The sequence below is a fragment of the Mycobacterium sp. smrl_JER01 genome (genome assembly GCF_048513595.2).
Classification (GTDB): domain Bacteria; phylum Actinomycetota; class Actinomycetes; order Mycobacteriales; family Mycobacteriaceae; genus Mycobacterium.
The window spans coordinates 3,181,187-3,205,130 of the sequence record NZ_JBLXXK020000001.1; the positions used below are offsets into that span (position 1 = coordinate 3,181,187).

Genomic DNA, 23,944 nt, shown 5'->3' on the forward strand with positions numbered 1-23,944 from the left:
GTCGTTGCGCTTCGCACACGCCCGCAGGTTCTGATGCAGCCATGCGGGTGGTGCAGGTGGCGAACTTCTACGGCCCGCGCTCCGGCGGTCTGCGCACCGCCGTGGACCGGCTCGGCGCCGAATACTGCGCTGCCGGGCACACCGTGTTCCTCATCGTGCCGGGGCCGCGACCCGAGTGGACCACACTCGCCTCCGGGGTCATCCGTATCTGCCTGCCCGCCAGGCTGATACCGTGCACCGGCGGGTATCGCGCCGTGCATCCTCGTCCGGTGATCGCCCAACTGGAAGAACTACAGCCCGACGCACTGGAGGTGTCGGACCGGCTGACCCTGCGCTCACTGGGCCCCTGGGGGCGCCGCAACGGTGTGTCGACGGTGATGATCTCCCACGAGCGCCTGGACCGCCTGGTCGGGCAGATTCTTCCGGTGCCCATCGCGCGAGCGGTGGCCGACTTCGCCAACCGCCGAACCGCGGCGAACTACGACGCGGTGGTGTGCACCACGGCGTTCGCCCGTGCGGAGTTCGACCGGATCGGCGCCCGCAATGTGGCGACCGTGCCGCTGGGCGTGGACCTCGACCAGTTCCACCCACGCCATCGGTCGGCCGAAGTGCGTCGCCGCTGGGCAGGTCCCGACCAGCTGCTGCTGGTCCATTGCGGACGGCTCTCGGTGGAGAAACAACCGCATCGCAGCATCGACACCGTTGCCGCCCTTCGGAGTTCGGGCATCGACGCCCGGCTGGTGGTGGTCGGGGAGGGGCCGCTGCGAGCCCGGCTGCAGCGCCAGGCGGTCCGGTTACCGGTCGACTTCACCGGATACATCGGCTGCCGTGACACCGTCGCGGCGATTTTGGCCAGCGCCGACGTCGCGCTGGCTCCGGGTCCGCACGAGACCTTCGGGCTGGCTGCGCTGGAAGCCCTCGCCTGCGGCACCCCGGCGGTGGTGTCACGCACGTCGGCGCTCGCCGAGATCCTCACGCACGACAGCGGCGCTGCCGCCGACAACGACCCACGCGCCATCGCAAGCGCTGTCAGCACGGTGCTGACCCGTCCCGAGCAGCAGCGCCGGCACGACGCGCGCCGGCGCGCCGAGCAGTTCACCTGGCACCGTTCGGCGACCGGAATGCTCTCCGCGCTCGGCGTTGACTGAACGGCGAGCGGCCAATGCTGCCCATCGCCGGTCGGCAACCTCAGCGGTGGCTTACCATCCAGTGATGTTCCGGACGTTCGCCGTGCTCACCGCCACTGCCTCGCTGCTGGGATCCACTGTCGTGTCCACCGTGGCGACTGCCGGGGCGCAACCCGCTCCCGCGACCGCATGCAGCTATGAACTCACCGCGCCGCGGGTCGTGAATGTGTCGGGTACCGACATGGTCACCGCCACCGTGACCACCCGGGCCTGCGACGGGGCGGTCACCTACTCGACGACCGCATGCATCCAGATGGACGGTGCCGGCGGACCGGGTCAGTGCTCGCAGGGCCGCGGCATCCTGCCCGCCCAGGTGTTCTTCCAGCCCTACCGTGCCGGCGCCACCTACACCTCGACCGGTCGCGGCTGCGCAGCCAAGGGCAACCCGCCGCAGAAGTACTGCCAGGAGAGCGGGCCGTACAGCTCGGTCCTGTGACAGGCCGTCGGCCGCACCGAACCCCCGCGGTTTAGCGTAACTTCCGGCCGGGCATCCGCCGAATCAACGGGGTCGTCAGCCGTGACCGCCCCCGCGAACGAAGGAGCCGGCATGGACAGCAACAACATGGTCTGGATCGTGATCGCCGTCGTCGCGATCGTCGCCATCGGCGCGGTCGTGTTCCTGGCGCGTAGGAACCGGGCCCGTCGGCGCGCCGAGGAGGCCGACCGCATCCGCGAGGAAGTGCAGCACGACCGACAGCGCGTGCAGCGGCAGGCCTCGATCGTCGAGGAGACCGAGGCCAAAGCCCGGGCCGCCCAGGCCGAAGCAGACGCCAAGGCCGCCGAAGCTGCCCGGCTGGCCGACACCGCGGCCAGCCGGCGGGATGCGCTGACCAGCTCGCAGGAGCACATCGAGGCGCGTCGCGAGCACGCCGACAAGCTGGATCCGCGCGGCGGGCGGGAGGCTGAGCGCCACCCCGCCGACAACGTCGCCTACGCCCCCGAGAACGTCTCCGGAAACAGCCCCGCCACAGTGACTCCCACGCGTGCCACGGGGACTCCCACGCGTGCCGCGGACCCCGGTCCGGTGACCGATCGCGACCGGCGCGACGGACCCGCCGAAGGGATGCGTCCGGACGTCCGGTCCCGCTGAACGCGGACCCGTCAGCGGGATGGCTTCCAGGACACCGGCAACCGCTTGATCCCGTGGATGAAGGCGGAGTGCAGTCGATCAGGTTCCTCGACGGCCTGGATGTCGGGCACCAGCCGGTGCAGCTCCTCGAAGGCCACCGTGATTTCGCGGCGGGCAAGGTTGGCACCCAGGCAGAAGTGCGCGCCACCGCCGCCGAAACCGACATGGGGATTCGGATGCCGGCCGATGTCGAACATCCAGGGGTCGGCGAATTTCGACTCGTCCCGGTTGGCGGATCCGTACCACAGCGAAACCTTGTCTCCGGCAGCGATTTCGACACCGCTGAGCTCGATGTCGCGCGTCGCGGTGCGGCGCATGTACGCTACAGGGGAAGCCCATCGCACGATCTCCTCCACGGCGGTGGGGGCCAGCTCGGCATAGTCCGACCACCACCGTAGGCGCTGGTCGGGGTAACGACTCAACGCCAGCACCCCGTGGCTGATCGCATTGCGGGTGGTCTCGTTGCCTGCGACCACCAGCAGGATGAAAAAGGACGCGACCTCGGCGGAGGTCAGGCGTTCTCCGTCCAACTGGGCCTGTACCAGGCTGGTCGTCAGATCCTCGCCCGGGTGGTCGCGGCGACTGTCGGCGAGCTCGGTCGCATAGGCACCGATACCCATTGCAACGGAAAGGAACTCGTCGAAGTCGGTGGCGATATCGGGATCCCCGAAGCCGAGGATCACGTTGGTCCAATGGAAGATCTTCTGGTGGTCCCGCTCGGGGATGCCCATCATGTCGCAGATGATCTGCAGCGGCAACGGTCCGGCGAGCTCGGAGACCAGCTCGCCATGACCGTCGGGGTGCGCGGCGACCATGTCTCGGACCAAGCCGCGGGCTCGCGCACGCACCGAATCCTCGATCAGCGCCAGCACTCTCGGGGTGAAGGCGCTACGGACGATGTTGCGCAGCCGGGTGTGCCGCGGGTCGTCCATCGCGATCATCGAGCCGAAGTACTCTGCGAGCTCGGGGGTTTGGTCGCCCACGGTGATGCCGAGCGCCGAGCTGAAGATCTCGGGATGTCTGCTCGCGAAAAACACGTCGTCGTAGCGGGTGAGCGCCCAATGGCCGGCGATCTCGGTATCCGGGTCGGCGACGTAGGCGGCGTGAAACGAAATCGGCGCCTCCCGGCGCAGAGTCGCGAACGCCGCGTCCCGGAAGTCGTCGTCGCGACCCCAGAAGTCCCACGATCCGAGATCGACATCTGCCAGCGGCACGTCGGGGGGAGCGACGCCGTTGGTGCGCGTGACGGGTGACTTGTCGACGCCCAGGCTCATGCAGTCCAAGCGTAGCCCTAGGGGCGGTGCTCGTGCCCCGTTCTGCCGTGGGTCCGGCGATCTTCCTTCATCCGCGCTTCGTGGAGGTGACGCTCGCCGCCGACCAGCTCATCCCGGACGCGGCGCTCGTGGTCACGGAACACCGACCAGTAGCCGTCGTCGAACTCCTCGACCACTTGGAATGTCCACCGCCCGTGCAGCACATTGCGGCCCACCATGTCGGTCTCCAGCCGTTCGGCCACGGCGTCGTGACCCGCTTCCCGTAGCGCTTCGCACGCTTCGCCGAGCAGCAGATCGGCATGACCCATCAGTTGGTGAAACGAATACAGCTGCCCTCTGGCCCGCTCGACGAACTCCAGGGCCTCGCTCACCTTGCCGACCGCCTCCACGGTGGCGTCACTCGCGTCAGTCACCCTGCTCAGATACCCGCCGGACGGCACCGGCAATCGCACCCGGTTCGGGCTCCGACGGTCGAGGTCAGGCGAGCTGGTACACGTGGTCGGGTGTCAGCTCGGTGGTCAGGGCGGTGGCGAGCAGTGTGCCCGGATCGGCGCCACGCACCGGGATGTCGGTGTTGACGAAGATGACCATCGCGATCTGCCGCTGCGGCAGATACACGGCGACGGTCTGATAGCCGGGCAGGCTGCCGTTGTGGCCGATCCAGCCGGCCAGGTTGAAAAGCCCCAAACCGTAGCCGTGTGGGGCGGGCCGTCCGGACCGGTCGACGGTCTGCAGCCGTTGATCCTGCATCGGTCGGGTCAGCAGGGAGCCGGTGGCCAGCGCGTGCGTCCAGATGCGCATGTCGTGCAGGGTGGAGATCATGCTGCCTGCGGCCCACGCCCAGGACGGGTTCCAGTCCGTGGCGGTGGCGTTGCGGCCGTCGGCGGTCTGCTCGGTGTATCCGGTGGCGTGCGGCCTGGGGAAGGCGGCACCGGTCGGAAAGCTGGTGTCGGCCATGCCCAGCGGCACACTGATGTGATCGCGGATGTAGTCCGGCAGCGGAGCGCCGCTGACCTTCTCCACCACCAGCCCCAACAGCACCGTGTTGGTGTTGCAGTACTCGAATCCGGCACCGGGGGCGAACGTCGCCGGCTCGGCGAACGCGAAGTCGAGCAACTCCCGGGGCGTGAAGTCTCGGCGGGGATCGGCGTAGAGAGCTTTCACGAACTCGGGGTTGGCCGAGTAGTTGGGCAGCCCGCTCTGCATCCGCGCAAGCTGACGCAGGGTGATGCCGTCACCGCCGGGTACACCGTCGACGTAGGACGAGACCGGGTCATCCAGGCCGAGCCTGCCCTGTTCGGCGAGTCGGAGAACCGCGGTGACGGTGAACGTCTTCGTCTGGCTCCCGATGCGGCTGTAGAAATCCGTCTTCATCGGGGCGCGGGTCTTGGTGTCGGCCACGCCCACGGCGCGGACATAGTCCCCGTCGGGGCCCCAGATCCCGATGACGGCGCCCGGGATGCCGCCCTGGGCCATCACCCGTTCGATGGCCCCGTCAAGTCGGCCGGTCACCTCGGCGGCCATCGTCGCCGCGGGTGCGGTAGGGCCGGTCGGCTCTGCGGTGCGGGTGCTGTCCACGCTCGGTTGGGCACACGCCGATGCGGCGAGAACCACGACGAGCAGCACGAGTACCAGCCGGGCGGTCATCGCGCCAGCGTATTCGCGGCACCGGCACCTCCGGGTCACGTCCGACACCCGGAGGTGCAGATCGCCGATCGGGTCAGCGATCGAACTCGGATTCGTCGTCGGGAACCTCGATCGCCTGTTCGATCAGATCGGCCTCGCTGGCCTGCCAGTCGCGGTCTCCACTGACGCGCTCGGCGTCACGCCAGGTGTCCTCGTCGGCGTCGGCGACCGGCTGAAGCTGTTCAGCCACGTCGGCTTCGGCGGCGTCTCCGAGCGGGTCGCGGTCGGGGGTCGTCATCGGCGTTTCCTCCGAAGGTCGGTGGCGTGCGGACAGCAGTTTCTACGATAGGCGCGGTCCGGTTGACGCGTCCGGGTACCCATTCCCCGGTACGGCACGCATCGGTGGGCGCCGCGGTCATGGCCGGGGTGTGTCGTTGCTGTCGAGTACGCGCTGGTGATTCACTGGTTCCGGGGACCCTCGGGTAGGCTGCGTGCACTCCGCGAAAACGGGATAGGCCCTCAAGCCCGGTGGGGCCTCGCCAACCGAACTGTTTCTTCGATTCTCAAAGGCTTGTACTTTGCCAGAAACCACGAGCGGCTCTGCGGATCTGCAGCCTCACTTCGAGGACGTTCAGTCGCATTACGACCTGTCAGACGACTTCTATCGACTGTTCCTCGATCCGACGCAGACCTACAGCTGCGCCTACTTCGAGCGTGACGACATGTCCCTCGAAGAAGCGCAGATCGCCAAGATCGACCTGTCACTGGGCAAACTCGGTCTCGAACCCGGGATGACCCTGCTCGACATCGGCTGCGGCTGGGGCGCGACTTTGCTGCGCGCACTGGAGAAGTACGACGTCAACGTCATCGGGCTGACGCTCAGCCGCAACCAGCAGGCTCATGTGCAGCAGCGGATGGACGCCGACGACAGTCCGCGGACCAAGCGGGTACTGCTCGCCGGGTGGGAGCAGTTCGACGAGCCCGTCGATCGCATCGTGTCGATCGGCGCCTTCGAGCACTTCGGCCGCGACCGCTACGACGAATTCTTCAAGAAGGCCTACGAGATCCTGCCCGCCGACGGCGTGATGCTGCTGCACACCATCATCAAGCCCACCGACGAGGAGTTCGCCGACCGAGGCCTGAAGCTGACCATGAGCCTGGTGCGGTTCTCGAAGTTCATCATGGACGAGATCTTCCCGGGCGGGGACTTGCCCAAGCCCACCACGGTCGCCGACCATGCGGCCAAGGCGGGTTTCCGGCTCACCCGCGAGCAACGGCTGCGCGAGCACTACGCCAAGACCCTCGACATCTGGGCCGAAGCGCTGCAGAAGCGTGAGGCCGACGCTGTGCAGATCCAGTCCCGCGAGGTATACGACCGATACATGAAGTACCTCACCGGCTGCGCGGACCTGTTCCGCGGCGGCTACACCGACATCTGCCAGTTCACTCTGCAGAAGTGACGTCCCGGTCCCGGTAGGACCGGGCCGGCTGTCCCACCGCGCCGTCGGCGGCGTCGCGACGGCGCGCCGCCATCCCGGCGAGCGATTCGAACACCACCCGGTGGGCGGCGTTGACGGTCAGTTCGGCGTGGTCGTAGGCGGGCGCCACTTCCACCACGTCCACCCCCACGACGTCGTGCTCTCTACAGAGCTGCCGCACCATGCGCAGCAGGTCGGCGCTGGTGATGCCGCCGGGCTCCGGTGTTCCGGTTCCGGGGGCGTGCGCCGGGTCGAGCACGTCGATGTCCACCGACACGTACAGTTTGTCGGCCTTGGCCAGCGCCTCGCCGACGGCGTCGGCCATCACCGCTTTGAAGCCGCGTTCCCAGATTTCCTGCATGGTGTGCCACGTCATGCGCTGTTCGAGCATCCACTCGAAGGTGTCCCGCGGCGGCCAGTACCCGCGCAGGCCGACCTGGACGAAGTGCGATCCGGGCACGGCGCCGGATTCGATCAGCCGGCGCATCGGGGTGCCGTGACTGGCGAGATTGCCCTCGATCTCGTCGGCGGTGTCGGCGTGCGCGTCGAAGTGGACGATTCCGACTTTGCCGTAGCCGTGCACGTCGGCCACCGCGGTCGCCGCCGGCCAGGTGATCGAGTGGTCGCCTCCCAACACGATCGGCACGATGCCGCGGCTGGCGACGGCGTGCACGCGTTCCCGGATGTTGCGGTGCGACACCTCGGTCTGCCCGTGCGGACAGTAGGCGTCGCCGAAGTCCACCACCTCGAGCCAGTCGAAGATCTCCAGGCCGAGGTCCATGTGGTAGGTGCCGGGCTCGTAGGCGGTGGCACGGATCGCGCGTGGCCCGAACCGTGCGCCCGGCCGGTTGGTGGTGGCGATGTCGAACGGCGCCCCGACGACGGCCGCATCGGGTTTCCAGGTGTCGAGCTGCTCGACCTCGGTGAGGAAGGGTCGGTGACCGAACGAGGCCACCCCGGCGTAGGCCAGGTCCAGCTGTTCGGCCATGCCCGGTGGAAGGTGCCGGTGATCGCCCCCGTGGTGCCGACCCCCGCGGAGATCGTCCTGGTCCTCGCCCATGGGCTTGACGGTACCGCTCAGCCGGCCGCTGAACGGCCCAACGCTGAGCGCAGCCCGTCGGGAATCGGCCGCTTGGCCCAGTCGGCGGTCGACACCACCACGTAGACGTTGTGTGCGCGCACCGCGAGCCGCTTCTGGCCCGCGCCGCTTCGGGCCTGCACGCCGAAAGCCACGGTGAAACTCGTTGTCCCGACCCGGCTGCAGCGCGCGGTCACGCGGACCTCGTCGCGCCAGCGCACCGGGGCCGCGAAATCGATCTCCGAATGCACCACCTGAAAGTCGTACCCGCGGCCGATCAGCGTCGGATACTCGGTGCCCAGCGAGTCGAGCAGACCGGTGCACGCTTCGTCGAACCACGTCAGGTAGTGGCCGTTGAACACCACGCCCTGCTGATCGATCTCGGCATACCGCGGCACGACGGCCATCGAGAACTCGGTCACCCGCATCACCCTAGACACGGTGCGGTCGTGTCGGTCCGGGGTCCCTGGGCCAGACTTGGCCGCATGAAGATGGTGACGATCGACGACGTTCGGGCGGCGGCTGAACGGATCCGCCCCCACGTGGTGCGCACCCCCTTGCTGTCCGCACGCTGGGGCGACCGGGCGCGTCCGCTGTGGATCAAGCCGGAAAGCCTGCAACCCATCGGCGCGTTCAAGGTGCGTGGAGCGTTCAACGCGATGGCGACGCTCACCGAAGCCGGGGGAGCGACGGTGAGCGATGTCGTCACGTATTCGAGCGGTAACCATGCACAAGCGGTGGCCTATGCCGCGGCGGTGTTCGGCCTGCGCGCCCACATCGTGATGCCGCAGGAGACGCCGACGGTCAAGGTGCAGGCAACGCGGGACCTCGGCGCACGCGTGGTGCTGTGTGCGGCCGGGCAGCGCGAAGCGGTCGCCGAGCAGGTGCGAACCGAAACCGGCGCGGTGCTGATCCCGCCGTTCGACCATCCCGCTGTGATCGCCGGGCAGGGCACGATAGGCCTCGAGATCGCAGAGGACCTGCCATCGGTGCGCAACGTGCTGGTCCCGGTCAGCGGCGGCGGCCTGGCCTCGGGTATCGGCACCGCGATCCGAGCGCTGCGCCCGGACGTGCGGGTCTTCGGCGTGGAACCCGAACTGGCCGCCGACACCGCCGAGGCGCTACGCCGGGGCCACCGCGTCGACTGGCCGATCGCGGACCGTAACCGCACCATCGCCGACGGTCTGCGCTCGCAGCCCTCGGAACTGACCTTCACCCACCTGCAACATGTACTCGACGGCGTCATCACCGTGTCCGAGGACCAAATCCGCTCGGCCGTGCGCGAGCTCGCGCACCGGGCCCACCTGGTCAGTGAACCGAGTGGGGCGGTGACCCTGGCCGCCTACCGGCTGGGCGCCACGCCGCCGGGAGACACGGTGCTGATTCTGTCCGGCGGCAATGTGGAACCGGGCCTGCTCCAGCAGATTCTCACCGGCTGAGGCCACGGTCACCGTGTGCGCTCATTAGACAGTTGTGCAATGACCGGGTGGGCAGGAGTAGGGTCCACCGGGGATTTGCGAAGGAGTGTGAGTGGACGCGGTTCTGGGCTTGTCGGTGACACCGTCAGCCGTCGGTGTGGTGCTGGTGGAAGGCCACGACGTCGACGGCGCCACGCTCGACGGCGCCGGCTTCGCCGTCGGCGGGAACGGCGCGGCAGATGCCGCACGGACCTCCGAGCAGGCCACCGCCGCCGTCCGCCGCAGTGAGGCGGTGGCCGCCGATCTGGGCCGCCGGGTGCATTCCATCGGCGTGACATGGAGCGACGAGGCCGACGCCGAGGCCACGCTGCTGCTGAAGTCGCTCAGCGCGGCCGGCTTCGACAACATCGTCGCGGTCCGGCTCTCCGAAGCCACCGACGCGCTGGCGCGGCGGATCGCGCAGGTGATGGGCTTGCGCACCACCGCGGTGTGCGTCGTGGAACCCGGACAGCTCATCGCACTCGTGGCCACCGAAGCCGGAGCCGTACAGACCGCGGTGAACCATTCGGTGGTGACCGAACAGGATCTGGTGGGCTGGCTGTCCGCTGTCTTCGCTCGCGCCGACTGGGAGCCCGAGGCACTGGTGCTCGTCGGCTCCGCCGAGGACCTTGATGGGCTGGCACCGATTCTCGAGGACGCCCTCGCGGTCCCGGTGGTCTCGCCCGCCGCCGCGCAGTTGGCGTTGGCCCGTGGAGCCGCACTTGCCTGTGCACGTACCGGCGACCTGGACCTCGGACCGGAACCCGCCGACGCGCGGGAAACTTCCACGGCGACAAAGCAGGTGGCGCGAGTCGGACCCGCCGCACTGCTGGCTGCCGGTGTGCTCACCTTCGTGGCCTCGGTATCGGCTGCGGTGGCGGTGGCGCTGACTCCCGAACAGCCGGCGCCACCGCGGCCCTCGGCCGACACCGCAGCAGTGGCGCCGGCCGCACCGCGCCCGGCCCCACCGCCCGCCGCACCGAGCGCCGATCCGCAGCCGGCCGCCGAGGTCGTCGTTGCCGAGCCGACCCCGCCGTCGGCGCCGCCGCCCGCGGTCGCCGACGTCATGGCGCCCGAGCCGGTCTCCGCGATCGAGCCTTCCCTAACCGAAGCCGGCATGCCCGACCCCGGCATGCCCGACCCCGGCGTGCCCGGCGTGGCGCCCGAGCTCGCACTCCCGCCGCACACCGACGTACCGCCCGACCTTGCCCTACCGGTCGAACCGGTGGCGGGCCCGGACCAGGCGCCGCCCGTACCGCAGGAGCGCCCGGGCATCCTGCAGCGGATCCGCGACCGCCTGTCGAATGCCGACGGCGACGATGTGCAGCCGGTTGCTCCGCCGCCTGCCGTCGGACCGCAGCCGTAACGCATACCCTCGCTGGGGTGAGCCCGCCCACCAGCCCGTCGTCACGGACCTACCTGCGTTTCGGATTGCGGATCGCGATCGTCGCCTGTGTGGTGGCCGCGGTGCTGCTGGTCGAACTCACCTCCAGCCGGGGCGCGGCATGGCGCCTGATCACGTTCACCTATCAGGCCAACCTGCTCGCCGCCGGGTACTACGTGTGGACTCTGGTGTCGCCGCGCGCGGACAGTCGGGCCGGCGTGCGGGGTGCGATGGTTCTCTACGTGGTGATGGCCGGCGTGGTGTGGAACGTGTTCCTCACCGACCACAGCATGGGCTACACACCGGCGAATCTCCTTCTGCACGTCGCCGTTCCGCTGCTTGCGCTCGGCGACTGGCTGCTGGTCGGCCGCGGCGCGGTGCGGGTGCCGTGGTGGCAACCGGTGGCATGGCTGGGCTACCCGGCGGCATACCTGGTGCTGGCCCTTCTCGTCCTCAACAATGCCGGCAGGCGGGCGCCGTACTACTTCCTCGATCCTGACATCGTCGGCGCTGCCACCGTCGCGATGAATGTGGGGGCGCTGGCGGCCTGTGTGCTGGCACTGGGCTACATCCTGCTGGCGGCCCATCGGGGGGCGCAGGCCGTCGTCGGTGCCCCGCCGGTGACGCATCCCAGCCGCGTGGAACATTCCGGCGCCTGAGGAACGCGGCACCTCAAGAATGCGGCACCTCAAGAGGACGGCACCGGAAGAATGCGGCACCGGATGAATGCGGCCCCGAAACGATCCCGCACCGAAGGTCGATAGCCATTACGGACTGTCCACCACGAACTAGGATGGCAACGTGCTGAGACGGAGTCGGCAGCAAAGACGTTCCGCACCTGCGAGGGCCCGACTACTGGTGGCCGTGATCGGCTGCGCCGCTCTGTTCACCGGCCATGTCCTGAGTGCGCCGCTGCCGGTGGGAGCCGCCGGATCGACCGTCGGACCCGCCGTCGCGGGCGTGTCGCCCGGGACCGGCCAGACCGTCGGTGTCGCGCACCCGGTGACCGTGACCTTCGTCGCCGACGTGCCGAATCGACCGGCCGCCGAGCGATCCATCTCGGTCGTTCCTGCGGGCGCGCCCGCGCCGGCGGCCGGTTCCTTCACCTGGCTGGACAACCGGGTCGTGGAGTGGACGCCGGCACAGTTCTTCCCCGCGCACACACCGGTCAGCGTGGAGGTGGGTGGGTTTGCCACCGGATTCCAGACCGGCTCGGCAGTGGTGAGCGTCGCCGATCTGAGCGCCTACACCTTCACCGTCAGCATCGACGGTGAAGTCGCCCGCCAGATGCCGGCGTCGATGGGCAAGGCGAAGTTCCCCACGCCGATCGGCCGGTTCACCGCACTGGAGAAACAACGCAACGTCACGTTCGACTCCCGCACCATCGGCATCCCGCTCGATGATCCCGAGGGTTACCTGATCAAGGGGGAGTACGGGGTGCGGGTGACCTGGGGTGGCGTTTACGTGCACTCCGCCCCGTGGTCGGTCGGATCGCAGGGCTACGCCAATGTCAGCCACGGCTGCATCAACCTCAGCCCCGACAACGCGGCATGGTACTTCGATACCGTACGCGTCGGCGATCCGATCATCGTGCAGGCCTGACGTTTCCAGGAGGGCTCAGCAGTTGGCCTGGATACGGAACTCGGCGGTGACCGCGTCGCTGGGATTGTCGTCGAAGGCGCCATCGGCACTTCCGGTGATCGTGTAGCTGCCGTTGGCCCCGGTCACCTCGGCCTCGCCGATGTTGTCGGCCCAGTACGATCCGGTGAATCCCCCCAACCCCCGGAAATCGACGGATTCCGCGCTGACCCCGTCGCCGGTCGACAGCACGGCGGTGAATCCTGGTTCCTGGTCCGGGGTCTGGATGTACCACGACCAACCCGACTGCCGGCACTGCACCGCATGCGTCCCGCCGGCGTCGTCGCCGTCGATCGACACGGTGGCGGTGGTGCCACCGAGCGCAGGTTCGGGCGTCGAGCAGCCGGCCAGGCCGAAAACGGCGATCGCGCCGACGACGGCCGCGAAGTGTCGTGTCCCCATGGGCCCCGACTCTATGCGGTCGACCCCTCCTCCCGGCCGAAATGCCGGGGTTATCGCCGACCGCACGTCCCGACACGTTCTCCGGGGTGTCAGCGCAGTGCTTTGGCGGTCGACTCGTCGGCGGGCAGGAATGCTTCGATGCTGAGCTCGGCCGCGGTGAGGTCCAGCGCGGTACCGAAGGTGGTGACCATGCTCAGGAATCGCAGCAGCCGACCGTCGCACATCTCCAGCTCCAGCGGCACCGCGACCCCGCCGAGATCGGGGGCTTCCTCGAATCCGCCTGGATAGGACTCAATTTCGGACAACAATCGATCCAGCTCAGCCGAACCTGACCAGGCCACTTCGCGGCGGACCCGCTCCACAAGATGGGTTCGCCACTGCGCGAGGTTGCGGATCCGCGGAGCCAGCCCGTCGGGGTGCAGGGTGAGGCGCAGCGCGTTGGGCTCGTCGAGCAGATGCGCAGCCACGCCGTCGAGCAGGACCGCCACCCCCGGGTTGGCCTGCACGATCCGCCAGGTGCGATCGAGCACCACACAGGGGTAGGGGTGGTAGGCCGTCAACACCATCTGCATGCCGTCACGCACGGCGGCCATGTCCGGCGCGTCCAGCGCTCGTTCGGCATAGGCCGGGGCGAGCCCCGCGGCGACCAGCAACCGGTTCCGATCCCGTTGTGGCACACCGAGAGCCGTCGCCAGCCGGAGCACCATCGCCCGACTGGGCGCCGACCGGCCGGTCTCGATGAAACTGACGTGACGCGCCGACACCCGGGCGGCCAGCGCCAGATCGAGCTGGCTGAGTCCGCGACGCCGGCGCCAGCCCCGCATCATCTCGCCGAAGGCGATGGTCGGCGGCGCGGTGTTCGTCACGACCCCAGTCTGACCGTCGACTCGGCGTCGAGCCATTACCTCACGGGTAATTGCCAGGATTACCTCGACGGCGCACCGTGAAGACAGCTGGACGAGAAAGGCAGCGACATGACAAATCAGACGTCGAACCCCGGTGCGCCGATCCCGCGATGGTTGCGCACCGTCCTGATCTGCGATCGGGCCGGGTCATCGTGGTACATCGGGACCGGGTTCTTCTTCGCGCCGGTGCTCGCCTTGGTGTCGCCGTGGCCGACGCTGACCGCGGCGCTGTGGATGCTCATCGCCCTCGCCGGCCTGTGGCTGGGCCTGCTCGGGGTCGCGATGGCAACCGGCCTGGCACTCGCATTGCGCGCGAACACCGAGATACCGGAGCACTACTGGCGGTCTTTGCTCGACTATCCGGGCGTCAACCGTTGAGCGGAGCCCCTTCGTGCGCCACCGGGCAACCCGAGGTGCCCGTGTAGTCGACCTGCCAGTGCTTGATGCCATTGAGCCAACCTGATCTGAGCCGGTCCGGGGTGCCGACGGAGGTGAGGTCTGGCATGTGGTCGGCGATGGCGTTGAACATCAGCTCGATGGTCATCCGGGCCAGATTGGCGCCGATGCAATAGTGCGCTCCGGTGCCGCCGAAGCCGACGTGCGGGTTGGGATCGCGCAGGATGTTGAAGGTGAACGGGTCGTCGAAGACGTCTTCATCGAAATTGGCTGATCGGTAGGACATCACGACCCGCTGCCCCTTCTTGATGGGCACACCCGAGAGCTCGTAGTCCTGAAGGGCGGTGCGCTGGAACGACGTGACCGGTGTCGCCCAGCGCACGATCTCGTCGACCGCGGTCAGCGGACGTTCCCGCTTGTAGAGCTCCCACTGATCGGAGTGCTCGGTGAAGGCGATCATCCCGTGGGTGATCGAGTTGCGGGTCGTTTCGTTGCCTGCCACGGCCAGCAACACCATGAAGAAGCCGAACTCGTCGTCGGAGAGCTTGTGCCCCTCCACATCGGCCTCGACCAGCTTGGTGACGATGTCCTCGCCGGGGTGCTCGGCCCGGATCGCCGCCAGCTGCATCGCGTACATGATCAGTTCGGTTGCCGCATTGCGGTTGTCGTAGTGCGCGAACTCGGGATCATCGTCGCTGACCATCTGGTTGGACCAGTCGAACAACTTCTTGCGGTCCTCGATCGGGACGCCGAGCAGCCCGGCGATGGCCTGCAGGGGCAGTTCACAGGACACCTGTTCGACGAAGTCGCCGGACCCCTGCGAGGCCGCGCTCTTGGCGATGTTCTGGGCCCTCTCGGCAAGGTCCTCGCGTAACCGCTCCACGGCACGCGGGGTGAACCCGCGCGAGACGATCTTGCGAAGATGGGTGTGGTGCGGGGCGTCCATGTTGAGCAGGACGAACTTGCCGGTCTCGCGCTGCTCCTGGGTGGAGCCCGCCGGGTAGCGGGGCAGTGCGGTGTTCTCCAGGCTGGAGAACACGTCGCTGCGCTTGGAGATCTCCTTGACATCACGGTGTTTGGTCACCACCCAGAAGCCACCATCGTCGAACCCGCCGTTGCCGACGGGCTGCTCGTTCCACCAGACCGGTGCACTGCGGCGCAGCGCGGCCAGCTCCTCGACCGGTAATCGCTCGCAGTTGAGGTCGGGATCGGTGAAGTCGAATCCGGGAGGGAGGGTCGGGATGGCCATACGGTGGCTCCTAAACGACGGTGGCTCCTAAACGTCAAACGGCCCTCCTGCATTGCTACACCACGCACGCCCTCGGCGAGCCGAGTTCGGCGAAGTGGGCCGAAAAGCCGAGCCCTTGAGATCTGCTGTAACGAAATCGCCGCGAACAGTGATGGATCCTGTGACCATCAATAAACCGGGACCATCAAGAATCCGGGAGGCTGCATCGTGAAGTTCGGTTTTCGTGCCAGGACCGCCGCCACCATCGCCGGCGCGGCGGCGTTCGCGACGCTGTTCGCGGCCGCCCCTTCGGCAGCCGCCGACCCGCTCCCGGTGCCGACCCCCGCTCCCGTGCCGGCCCCCGCGCCGCTTCCGCTCTCCGCGCCTGGCGTGCCACTCTCCGCGCCCGCTCCCGATGCGGCACCGCCTGCACCCGCGCCGGGAGAGGCTGCCCTGCAGCCGCTCGCCGCCGGGGCGGCCGCCGCCGAGGTGCCGCACCTGGCCAGCCCGGAGAATCTGCCACCGGGCACATCCGCCACACCCGCGCAGCAGACGCGGCTGGGCTATCTGCGTGACCTCTGGCACGCGATGCAGACCCAGGAGGTCAGCGGAAGCAATGCCCTGCTGCTGCTGACGCAGCGACCGCTGAGCGCCACGCCGTCGGCCGGAATGCCTGCGGGGCCACAGCCGGCGCCGCCTGCACAGCCCGCGCCCGCCCCGGTCACGCCTTAGACGGCAGGTAGCACCGGGCCGTCGGCGACCACGAGGTTCTCGATCCGCGCGGGTACGTGCTTGTGCCAGGGGGTCCCGGCGTACGCGTCGCGCCATCTGCTGGACGTCAGCGTGTTGGGCGCGACGCCGGCCACCCCCGTACCCCCGGACTCGACGGCGAAATCCAGGCCGTAACCATTGGGTAGCGATGCGTGGCCGGCCTGCATCGCGGCGCTGATCTGCACGACGGCCACCGCGCTGCCCGCCGCGGTGACGATGCGGGCCCGGCCGCCGTCGCGCAGACCGAGTGCGGCAGCGTCCTCGACACTGACCCGCAGCGCGCCCTCGGCGTCCCGTTTGCGCCACGCCGGGTCGCGCATGATGTCGTTGGCGGTGTAGGCGCGACGTTCGCCGGCGGACAACACGATCGGATAGTCCACCGAGGTGAAATCGGGCTGCGCCGTGCGCAGCGCGCGGATCTCGGCGAGCAACTCTGGGATCTCCACCGCGATCTTTCGGTCCTGGTTGGTGATCAGGGAGAAGTCCTCTTCGTACTCGTGAACGGTGAACTTCACCCCCGACCGACCCTCCAGAATGGCCTCGAACAGCGCGTTGCCGTCGGCATGACCGGCACGCCGTACTGCGTCCGGGTATGTCGATGCGGCCTTGTGGGCCAGCCCCCACAGCGCAGCGGCTCCGGCGAGGCCGTCGGGCAGTGCCGGTCCGAGGGTCTCGTAAAGCACGAACGGCAGCACCTTCCCCCAGCTGGGGTGGGCGCCGACCGCCGTGAGGAACGCTTCGGTGAAGGACACATAGCCTTGCCGCGCCGCCCGCCTCAGCGGTGCGAGTTCGGCGTCGTCCACGACGCCGAGCGCGCGCGTCAACCGTGCCCAAATCTCGGGTTCGGGCAACGTGCCCGGCAGTGGTTCCATCAGCCGGTGACGGAGATGAAACGTGTTGTGGGGGAATTCGAGATTGAAGAATGTCGCCTCGACCTTCTCGAACTGGGTGGCCGCAGGCAGCACGTAGTGCGCCAGTCGCGCGGTCTCGGTCATGGCCACGTCGATGACGACCAGCAGGTCGAGTTCAGCGAGCGCTCGCCGCACCGCATCCGAGTCCGCCACCGAGTGTGCCGGGTTGCTGCTCTCGACGATCATGGCGCGGAAGCGGTCGGGATGATCGGTCAGGATCTCCTCCGGGATGACGTTGCTCGGCATCAGCCCACCGATGATCGGTGCCCCCGTCACCGGGGTGCGTCCGACCCCGCCGGGCCGGAACAGCGGCGCGAACGAGGAATGCAGATGCTGTCCACCGCGTTTGGCGAAGTTGCCGGTCAGGATCCACAACATCTTGTTCAGGTACGAGCACAGGGTGCTGTTGGGGGCCTGCTGGACGCCGAGATCCTCGAAGACTGCCACGCTGCCCGCGGTTCCGATCCGGCGCGCGGCCGCCCGCACCAGTTCGGGGTCGACGCCGCAGCGCAGCGCGTACTCGGTCACCGGAACCCCGGCCAGTACGTCGCGCACCGCGTCGGCCCCGACAACGTGATCGGCCAGAAACGCCTCGTCGCAGAGGTTTTCCCCGACGAGCACACCTGCCAACGCGGCCAGGCACCAGGCGTCCGTCCCCGGCCGCACCCGCAGATGGAAATCGGCCAGCTTGGCCGTCTCGGTCACGACAGGGTCGATGACGATCATCGAACGGGTCGGGTCCTTGGCCATCTCGTTGAGCACCACCCGGGCGCGCGGGAAGCTCTGCGACATCCACGGGTTCTTGCCGACGAACACCGCAACCTCGGCATGCTCGAACTCACCCCGGGTGTGGTTGCCGTAGAGCTGCGCGTCGACCCAGTGCTCCCCGGTCTTCTCCTGGGCCAGTGCGTTGGACCGGTGGTGCGAACCGAGCGCCTTGAGGAACGCGCCGCTGTATGCGCCGCCGAGATGATTACCCTGTCCACCGCCACCGTAGTACAGGATCTTGTCACCACCGTAGGTGCCGGCCAGTTCGACGAACCCGGCGGCAATCTCCGATATCGCAGTGTCCCAGTCGATTTGCTCGTAGCTGCCATCGGAACGCCGTCTCATCGGCGCGCTCAGGCGGTTCCGGTCGTTCTGGTAGTGGTCCAGACGCAGCGCCTTGTTACAGGTGTATCCGCGCGACGCCGGGTGGTTCCGGTCGCCGCGGATCCGCGCCAGTGTGCGGTCCCGGACCTGAACCACGATGCCGCAGTTGCACTCACACAGGATGCAGGCGGTGGGCTGCCAGCCATCGTCGCCGTGCTCGATCATCGGGGCCTCGCTTTCATCGGGCGGGGCCGACTCGGGATCGGATCAGCTCCCGTAGTTGGGTGTGGACCAGGTCGAGGGCCTCCACGCTGCGCGACGCGCGCGCCACGACGACGGCGCCCTCGAAAGAGGTGAGGATGAGCATCGCCAGTGCGGCGGCATCGGCCTCTGCGACGCCGTCGTCGGTCAACCGCTGTGTGATCACCTCGAGCCAGCGGGCGAAGGCCACCGCGGCACGCTCACGCACACCGGTCGACTGCTCTCGCTTATCGGGATCACCGGACTCGATCGCCACCGCCACCACCGGACATCCGGCACGAAAGTCACTGTCGCGCAACTGGTCCCGATATCCCTCGAAAAGATCGTCCAGCGCACCGAGGCCGCTGCGAGCCTCGGCGAGCCGGTCGGCCATGTAACTGCCTGCGTAGTCGACCGCCTCGCGGAGCAGTTGCGCGCGACCGCCGGGGAAGTAGTGGTAGGCCGACCCGCGTGGCGCCCCGCTGTGCTCGAGAACGTCGGCGATCGCGGTCGGATGCGCCCCACGCTCCCGGATCAGCAAGGCGGCGGAGATGACCATCCGCTCACGCGGAGTGGGCACGGCAACTCCTCTCGACGGCATCCGGACTATGTATGTGACTCTACATAATTCCGACCCCGACCCAGACGGAGACCGTAGAATTCGCGCGGTGCCGGCCGAATTGCCCTCCGAGCAACGTCTGCGCGACCTGGCGTTGCTTCGACGCGTGAAAGACCGGATCGACCGCGAATACGCGCAGCCGCTCAACGTCGAACTCCTGGCCCGCGGCGTGAACATGTCGGCCGGGCACCTGTCCCGGCGGTTCCGGCAGGCCTACGGCGAGTCGCCGTACTCCTACCTGATGACGCGGCGCATCGAGCGTGCGATGGCGCTGTTGCGCCGCGGCGATGCGAACGTCACGCAGGTGTGTTTCGCCGTCGGATGCTCCTCGCTGGGAACCTTCAGCACCCGGTTCACCGAACTGGTCGGCGTTCCACCCAGCGTTTACCGCGATCAAGCCCCGGAACCGGCACCCGGGATCCCGTCCTGCATGGTCAAACAGGTCACCAGACCGGTCAGGAATCGAGAAGCGCCGGCCATTAATCCGTCGCTACCGTGACAGCCATGGACATCACGATCCACTCCAGCTTCCTGCCCCACACCGACCCGGAGGCCTCGCTGGCTTTCTATCGCAACGCCCTGGGACTCGAAGTCCGCAACGACGTAGGCCACGGCGACATGCGGTGGATCACCGTCGGTCCGGCGGACCGGCCCGATACGAACATCGTGCTGGCCCCGCCGGCCGCCGACCCCGGCGTCACCGACGAGGAACGTCGGGTCATCGCCGAAATGATGGCCAAGGGCACCTACGCCAGCATCATGTTGGCCACCCGCCAACTGGACGCCGTCTTCGAGCGCGTGCAGGCCAGTGGCGCCGAGGTCATGCAGGAGCCCACCGACCAGCCGTGGGGTGCGCGCGACTGCGCGTTCCGCGACCCCGCAGGAAACACGGTGCGGATCCAGCAGCTCACCTGAGTCCGGCCTGGCGACCTCGACGTGTCGCCGGCCATGCTGCGCGCGACCGGCGACGTCGTGATCACACGCTGGCAGCCTCGTTGAGTTCGTTGAGCCGACCGGTCGCTTCCAGGTACTCGCGCACCCACCGCTCGATGACCGTCGCCGTCTTCTCGACCTTGGTGAACTGCCCGACCACCTGGCCGACGGGGTTGAACGCAACGTCGACGGATTCGTTCGGGTACTTGTGCGTCGCCGCCACCGCCATTCCGGAAACCATGTACTGCAGCGGCATGCCGAGCGGCTTCGGGTTCTCGGGGTTCTCCCAAGCCTCGGTCCAGTCGTTCTTGAGCATCCGGGCCGGCTTGCCGGTGAACGATCGGCTGCGCACGGTGTCGCGGCTGGTGGCCTTCGCGTAGGCGGCGTGCTGCACCGGGGTGTGCTCGGACTCCTCGACCATCACCCATTGCGAACCCGTCCATGCCCCCTGGGCGCCGAGCGCGAGGGCCGCGGCGATCTGCTGGCCGCTACCGATGCCTCCGGCGGCCAGCACCGGCACCGGAGCGACCTCCTTGACCACCTGAGGCCACAGCACGATGGAGCCGACATCGCCGCAGTGCCCGCCGGCCTCCCCACCCTGGGCGATGATGATGTCCACGCCGGCGTCGGCGTGCTTGCGCGCCTGATACGGCGAACCGCACAGAGCCGCCACCACCCGGCCCTGCTCATGGATGTGTGTGATCATGTCGGCGGGCGGCGTGCCCAGCGCGTTGGCGATCATCGTGACCTTCGGGTGCTGCAACGCCACCTCGACCTGTGGGGTGGCGGTCGCCTCGGTCCAACCGAGCAGCTGTAGCGCGTCGTCGTCGCTGTGGTCGACCGGAACCCCATGATCGGCCAGGATCTTCTTGGCGAACTCGATGTGCTCGTCGGGAACCAGTTCGTTGAGGGTCTTCTTGAGGACCTCGGGATCCATATCGGTGGCGTCCATGCCCTCGTACTTGTTGGGGATCACGATGTCGACGCCGTACGGATGGTCGCCGATGTTCTCGTCGATCCAGTTCAGCTCGATCTCGAGCTGCTCGGGGGTGAAGCCCACGGCGCCGAGCACGCCGAAGCCGCCGGCCTTGCTCACCGCCACGACGACGTCACGACAGTGGGTGAACGCGAAGATCGGAAACTCGATGCCGAGCTGGTCGCACAGGGGAGTATGCATAGTCCGCTCCTGATATGGCCACGGGGGCGCAAGGGGTCAAAACTGAAACGTGTTCTACTTTAGTACACCGCGCAGGCCGCCCGCGTTGCCCTTTCCCGGCGTGCTGACCCGAAGTACCGGCCACCCCTGTGCGACGGCCACCGCCGCCAGCTCCCGGCGCGGATTCACCGGGCGAGGGTGGCCCACCAGCCTCATCAGCGCGATGTCCTCGTTGCCGTCGGCGTAGAAGTAACTCTTCTGCAGGATGACACCCCGGTCGCCGCAGAACGCCTGCACCGCCGCTGCCTTGCGCTCACCCCAGATCACCGGCCGGGCGATCCGTCCGGTGAGACGGCCCACCTCGTCGACGTCAAAGTGGTTGCACAGCACGTGGTCGATCCCGAGGTACCGGGCCACCGGCTCGGCATGGATGGTCAGCGCCGACGAGCTCATCACGACGGTGTGTCCGCGCCTCTGATGCGCCAGCACGACATCGTGCATGACCGGGAACAGCCGCGACCGCACGCGTTCGGCGAACAACCGCTCACCGACCACGTCGAGTTCGGCCAGGGATTCTCCGCGCAGGTAACCCGCGGCGCGCTCCAGCAGCTTCGCGAACTGCACCCGGCCGAACCGGTAGCGCATGGCGGCTTCGATCACCCCGGTGACCTCACCGATGCGGGCTTGCCGGCGGCGGATCCGGTCACCGGCGTGCGCGGTCGCGGTAAAACCGTCGACGAGTGTTCCGTCCAGGTCGAAGAACGCGCCCACCGTGGGTCCCGGCGGGCTGGCGTCGATATCGGACACCGGGTCCACCGGAGCCTGGGCGTCGGCGGTCACTTATTCCGCTCCTCATCAAGGGCCAGGACGGCACTGAGACGGCACTGACTAGCCATGCTACGGGTGCGGCCACGACTCCTGGTTTAATCTGTGGCCTGGTCGCAGCAGACGGCCGGGCGGTTTGGGTAGTTTGGTCTTGCCGGGTTCAGGATGCAGCCTGCGTGAGTAGCACTGTTGCGTGCCCTCGCAGATGCGATGAGCGGCCTGACATGGAAGGTGAACCTTGGACGAGCAAGCAGCCGAAGGCACGGGAGCCGGCGGGGCGGCATCCTCCTCAACGTGTGTGGTCACACAGCGATGGGTTGATCGGACGGCCGTCGTCGGGGTGTCCGGGGTCGTCGACATGCTCACCTCACCGCAACTGGAGACCGCGATCGACGCCGCCCTCAAGGAACAGCCCGCGGCGGTGGTGATCGATTTCACCGACGTGGAGTTCCTCGCCTCGGCCGGTATGGGCGTACTGGTCGCCGCGCACGACAAGGCCGGTGAAGGCGTCACCATCAGCGTGGTGGCGGACGGCCCTGCGACCAGCCGTCCCCTCAAGCTCGTCGGGATCGCCGACATAGTGACGCTGTACCCGAGCCTGGACGAAGCGCTCGCCGCCCGCGACACCTAGGAAGACCGCTTAGGAACCTGCTTTGAGGGGTAGCCAGCGACTGCCATGATCGATTCCATGCCTCCGGCCGAGGTAGACAACGCCGAGTGCTTCGGACGCTTCGGCCTCGATGCCGACGCCGGCGCGGTCGCCCGGGTGCGACAGGACTTCACCGCTTGGTTGACGCGGTTTTTCGCCATCGACGACGTGCGCCGTAGCGATATGGTGCTCGCCATTAACGAGGCCCTGGCCAACGCCGCCGAATTCGCCTATCTACTGGCCGACCGACCCGGCACCATCGACATCCAGGCGATCTACGAGGTGAACGCGCAGACGTTGACGGTGTGCGTCGAGGATCGTGGAAGGTGGCGCCAGCGGCAGACCGAACCCGCGCCGCGCACCCGCGGTCGCGGCATCCCGTTGATGGAGACGCTGTCGGACGAGGCGATGATCGAGCCGTCGGCGGGCGGGACCACTGTCCGGCTGCAGTGGCGTGGCGTCGTCCGCAACTAGGCGGGCCGGTAGGTGCCGCCACCGGTGACCAGCGGCAGGTCCAGAGTGCTGCGAATGCCGGCCGGCGCGGCGATGACGTCGGGGATCGCGTTGACGATACGTCCGGCAGCGGCCAGGATCGCGGCGTAGTTGTGGTCACCGTTGTCGCTGGTGGGGCAGATGTCCATCACATAGGACGGTTCTCCGGCGATCTCGACCCGGTAGGAGCCGCCCTCCTGGGCCGGCTGGGCCCAGTCGGGACGAAGGTCGCCGCGCAGGCGGGTGATGTGCTCGACCACGACGACGGGTACGCCGTCGACCATGCCCTCGATGAGGAACCGCACCGCCGCCACGGTGCCCTTCTTGATGGTTCCCACCGCGACGTCGAAGTCCTCGGGCGCGGGCTCCTGCTCGACCGAATCCCGGATCTCGTCGACCTGGACGCCCAGCCCGGCGGCGAGCTGGCGGATCCCGACGCCCCAGGCGGCACTGAGCATGCCCGGCTGGTACAGAAACGGCAGGTCACCGACTGCGTTGCCGAATCCCATCACGTCGAACATGACGGTCGCACCGTCGTAGGTGGCGTAGTCGGCGATCTCCATGGTCCGGATCTGGCTGATGCTCTGACACGTTGCGGCCAGGGCCAGCGGCAACAGATCGGTGACGAAGCCGGGATCCACGCCGGTGATGAAGACGCTCGCATTCCCCTGGCGCGCAGCAACTTCCACCCGCTCGACAGCGCGATCAGGAATGACGCCCCACGGGTAGGCCAGAAACCCCGGGGAGGACCCGACGACGTTGATCCCGGCCTCGAGCAGACCGCGGACATCGGCCAGCGCCTCCTTGGGGCGGATGTCGCCCATCGCGCAGTAGACCGCACAGTCGGGCGCCGCGGCGATGATCTCCGCCATGTCGTCGGTTGCGGTGACGCCGGTGTGCACATCGAGGTGGGCCAGTTCGCCGGCATCCTTGCCGACCTTGGCCGCCGTGGAGACCCAGACGCCGGTGAGCTCGAATCTGTTGTCCTCGACGAGCTGACGTAACGCCAGGCTGCCACAGTTCCCGGTTCCGATGAGCGCCACCCGAATACCCATGGCCAGCAGTATGCGGGCA

At 68.2% G+C, this 23,944-nt stretch carries 28 protein-coding genes; 14 read left to right on the forward strand and 14 right to left on the reverse strand.

Annotated elements, in window-relative coordinates:
* Nucleotides 1-41: 41 nt before the first annotated feature.
* The 3 genes from ACNUDN_RS14885 to ACNUDN_RS14895 all read left to right on the forward strand — a co-directional run bounded on the left by ACNUDN_RS14885 (nt 42) and on the right by ACNUDN_RS14895 (nt 2,277).
* Entirely contained in the window at nt 42-1,148 is a 1,107-nt protein-coding gene (locus ACNUDN_RS14885; protein ID WP_419122655.1) for a glycosyltransferase, read from the forward strand.
* 64 nt (nt 1,149-1,212) lie between these two features.
* A complete protein-coding gene (locus tag ACNUDN_RS14890; RefSeq protein WP_419122656.1) occupies nt 1,213-1,623 on the forward strand; it encodes a hypothetical protein in 411 nt (136 codons plus the stop codon).
* Nucleotides 1,624-1,734: 111 nt separating this feature from the next.
* Entirely contained in the window at nt 1,735-2,277 is a 543-nt protein-coding gene (locus ACNUDN_RS14895) for a hypothetical protein (RefSeq protein WP_419122657.1), read from the forward strand.
* An 11-nt stretch (nt 2,278-2,288) separates the two neighbouring features.
* Here ACNUDN_RS14895 and ACNUDN_RS14900 read toward each other — a convergent pair whose 3' ends face one another.
* The 4 genes from ACNUDN_RS14900 to ACNUDN_RS14915 all read right to left on the reverse strand — a co-directional run bounded on the left by ACNUDN_RS14900 (nt 2,289) and on the right by ACNUDN_RS14915 (nt 5,514).
* Nucleotides 2,289-3,590, reverse strand: a complete 1,302-nt coding sequence (locus ACNUDN_RS14900; protein ID WP_419122658.1) for a cytochrome P450 — start codon at nt 3,588-3,590, stop codon at nt 2,289-2,291.
* Nucleotides 3,591-3,607: 17 nt separating this feature from the next.
* A complete protein-coding gene (locus ACNUDN_RS14905) occupies nt 3,608-4,003 on the reverse strand; it encodes a hypothetical protein (RefSeq protein WP_419122659.1) in 396 nt (131 codons plus the stop codon).
* Nucleotides 4,004-4,067: 64 nt separating this feature from the next.
* Entirely contained in the window at nt 4,068-5,237 is a 1,170-nt protein-coding gene (locus ACNUDN_RS14910; protein WP_419122660.1) for a serine hydrolase domain-containing protein, read from the reverse strand.
* Nucleotides 5,238-5,310: 73 nt separating this feature from the next.
* Entirely contained in the window at nt 5,311-5,514 is a 204-nt protein-coding gene (locus ACNUDN_RS14915; protein ID WP_419122661.1) for an Rv3202a family protein, read from the reverse strand.
* Between the two features lie 280 nt (nt 5,515-5,794).
* Here ACNUDN_RS14915 and ACNUDN_RS14920 point away from each other — a divergent pair, with 280 nt between their 5' ends.
* A complete protein-coding gene (locus ACNUDN_RS14920) occupies nt 5,795-6,676 on the forward strand; it encodes a cyclopropane mycolic acid synthase family methyltransferase (protein WP_419122662.1) in 882 nt (293 codons plus the stop codon).
* Here the strand turns inward: ACNUDN_RS14920 and speB are convergent.
* The gene (gene speB / locus ACNUDN_RS14925; protein ID WP_419125176.1) at nt 6,660-7,682 is read right to left on the reverse strand and encodes an agmatinase; all 1,023 of its coding nucleotides are present in this window, start codon (nt 7,680-7,682) and stop codon (nt 6,660-6,662) included. The genes ACNUDN_RS14920 and speB overlap by 17 nt on opposite strands.
* A gap of 89 nt (nt 7,683-7,771) precedes the next feature.
* Nucleotides 7,772-8,200: an acyl-CoA thioesterase gene (locus ACNUDN_RS14930; protein ID WP_419125177.1), complete on the reverse strand. Its 429-nt coding sequence runs from the start codon at nt 8,198-8,200 to the stop codon at nt 7,772-7,774.
* A gap of 57 nt (nt 8,201-8,257) precedes the next feature.
* On the opposite strand from ACNUDN_RS14930, the gene ACNUDN_RS14935 reads away from it, so the two are divergent.
* The 4 genes from ACNUDN_RS14935 to ACNUDN_RS14950 all read left to right on the forward strand — a co-directional run bounded on the left by ACNUDN_RS14935 (nt 8,258) and on the right by ACNUDN_RS14950 (nt 12,215).
* Nucleotides 8,258-9,211, forward strand: a complete 954-nt coding sequence (locus tag ACNUDN_RS14935; protein ID WP_419122663.1) for a threonine ammonia-lyase — start codon at nt 8,258-8,260, stop codon at nt 9,209-9,211.
* A gap of 91 nt (nt 9,212-9,302) precedes the next feature.
* Entirely contained in the window at nt 9,303-10,595 is a 1,293-nt protein-coding gene (locus tag ACNUDN_RS14940; protein WP_419122664.1) for a DUF7159 family protein, read from the forward strand.
* Nucleotides 10,596-10,612: 17 nt separating this feature from the next.
* Nucleotides 10,613-11,272 (forward strand): Pr6Pr family membrane protein, encoded by a 660-nt coding sequence (locus ACNUDN_RS14945; protein ID WP_419122665.1) that lies wholly within the window; start codon nt 10,613-10,615, stop codon nt 11,270-11,272.
* A 142-nt stretch (nt 11,273-11,414) separates the two neighbouring features.
* Entirely contained in the window at nt 11,415-12,215 is an 801-nt protein-coding gene (locus tag ACNUDN_RS14950) for a L,D-transpeptidase (RefSeq protein WP_431960121.1), read from the forward strand.
* Between the two features lie 15 nt (nt 12,216-12,230).
* On the opposite strand, the gene ACNUDN_RS14955 is transcribed toward ACNUDN_RS14950, so the two are convergent.
* Nucleotides 12,231-12,653, reverse strand: coding sequence for a lipoprotein LpqH (locus ACNUDN_RS14955; protein WP_419122667.1), 423 nt, complete (start codon nt 12,651-12,653; stop codon nt 12,231-12,233).
* A gap of 89 nt (nt 12,654-12,742) precedes the next feature.
* A complete protein-coding gene (locus ACNUDN_RS14960) occupies nt 12,743-13,519 on the reverse strand; it encodes an MmyB family transcriptional regulator (protein WP_498450156.1) in 777 nt (258 codons plus the stop codon).
* 108 nt (nt 13,520-13,627) lie between these two features.
* On the opposite strand from ACNUDN_RS14960, the gene ACNUDN_RS14965 reads away from it, so the two are divergent.
* Nucleotides 13,628-13,936 (forward strand): hypothetical protein, encoded by a 309-nt coding sequence (locus ACNUDN_RS14965; protein WP_419122669.1) that lies wholly within the window; start codon nt 13,628-13,630, stop codon nt 13,934-13,936.
* Here the strand turns inward: ACNUDN_RS14965 and ACNUDN_RS14970 are convergent.
* Nucleotides 13,926-15,203 carry a cytochrome P450 gene (locus ACNUDN_RS14970; protein WP_419122670.1) on the reverse strand — a complete coding sequence of 426 codons (1,278 nt, stop codon included), beginning with the start codon at nt 15,201-15,203 and terminating at the stop codon, nt 13,926-13,928. The genes ACNUDN_RS14965 and ACNUDN_RS14970 overlap by 11 nt on opposite strands.
* Before the next feature lie 207 nt (nt 15,204-15,410).
* On the opposite strand from ACNUDN_RS14970, the gene ACNUDN_RS14975 reads away from it, so the two are divergent.
* On the forward strand, nt 15,411-15,914 hold the full coding sequence (locus ACNUDN_RS14975; protein ID WP_419122671.1) for a hypothetical protein: 504 nt from the start codon (nt 15,411-15,413) through the stop codon (nt 15,912-15,914).
* Here the strand turns inward: ACNUDN_RS14975 and ACNUDN_RS14980 are convergent.
* Nucleotides 15,911-18,181 (reverse strand): molybdopterin-dependent oxidoreductase, encoded by a 2,271-nt coding sequence (locus ACNUDN_RS14980; RefSeq protein WP_419122672.1) that lies wholly within the window; start codon nt 18,179-18,181, stop codon nt 15,911-15,913. The two genes, ACNUDN_RS14975 and ACNUDN_RS14980, sit on opposite strands and share 4 nt — an antisense overlap.
* Nucleotides 18,182-18,194: 13 nt before the next feature.
* Nucleotides 18,195-18,776: a TetR/AcrR family transcriptional regulator gene (locus ACNUDN_RS14985; protein ID WP_419122673.1), complete on the reverse strand. Its 582-nt coding sequence runs from the start codon at nt 18,774-18,776 to the stop codon at nt 18,195-18,197.
* Between the two features lie 88 nt (nt 18,777-18,864).
* Between ACNUDN_RS14985 and ACNUDN_RS14990 the strand changes: the two genes are divergently transcribed.
* Both ACNUDN_RS14990 and ACNUDN_RS14995 read left to right on the forward strand, forming a co-directional pair.
* Nucleotides 18,865-19,314 carry a helix-turn-helix transcriptional regulator gene (locus ACNUDN_RS14990; RefSeq protein ID WP_419122674.1) on the forward strand — a complete coding sequence of 150 codons (450 nt, stop codon included), beginning with the start codon at nt 18,865-18,867 and terminating at the stop codon, nt 19,312-19,314.
* 5 nt (nt 19,315-19,319) lie between these two features.
* On the forward strand, nt 19,320-19,730 hold the full coding sequence (locus ACNUDN_RS14995) for a VOC family protein (RefSeq protein WP_419122675.1): 411 nt from the start codon (nt 19,320-19,322) through the stop codon (nt 19,728-19,730).
* 61 nt (nt 19,731-19,791) lie between these two features.
* On the opposite strand, the gene ACNUDN_RS15000 is transcribed toward ACNUDN_RS14995, so the two are convergent.
* Entirely contained in the window at nt 19,792-20,925 is a 1,134-nt protein-coding gene (locus ACNUDN_RS15000) for a nitronate monooxygenase (RefSeq protein WP_419122676.1), read from the reverse strand.
* Between the two features lie 54 nt (nt 20,926-20,979).
* Nucleotides 20,980-21,744, reverse strand: a complete 765-nt coding sequence (locus ACNUDN_RS15005; protein WP_419122677.1) for an HAD family hydrolase — start codon at nt 21,742-21,744, stop codon at nt 20,980-20,982.
* 223 nt (nt 21,745-21,967) lie between these two features.
* On the opposite strand from ACNUDN_RS15005, the gene ACNUDN_RS15010 reads away from it, so the two are divergent.
* Nucleotides 21,968-22,360 carry an STAS domain-containing protein gene (locus ACNUDN_RS15010; protein ID WP_419122678.1) on the forward strand — a complete coding sequence of 131 codons (393 nt, stop codon included), beginning with the start codon at nt 21,968-21,970 and terminating at the stop codon, nt 22,358-22,360.
* Nucleotides 22,361-22,405: 45 nt separating this feature from the next.
* A complete protein-coding gene (locus ACNUDN_RS15015) occupies nt 22,406-22,852 on the forward strand; it encodes an ATP-binding protein (protein ID WP_419122679.1) in 447 nt (148 codons plus the stop codon).
* Here ACNUDN_RS15015 and ACNUDN_RS15020 read toward each other — a convergent pair.
* A complete protein-coding gene (locus ACNUDN_RS15020; protein ID WP_419122680.1) occupies nt 22,849-23,925 on the reverse strand; it encodes an NAD(P)H-dependent amine dehydrogenase family protein in 1,077 nt (358 codons plus the stop codon). The genes ACNUDN_RS15015 and ACNUDN_RS15020 overlap by 4 nt on opposite strands.
* Between the last annotated feature and the right edge of the window lie 19 nt (nt 23,926-23,944).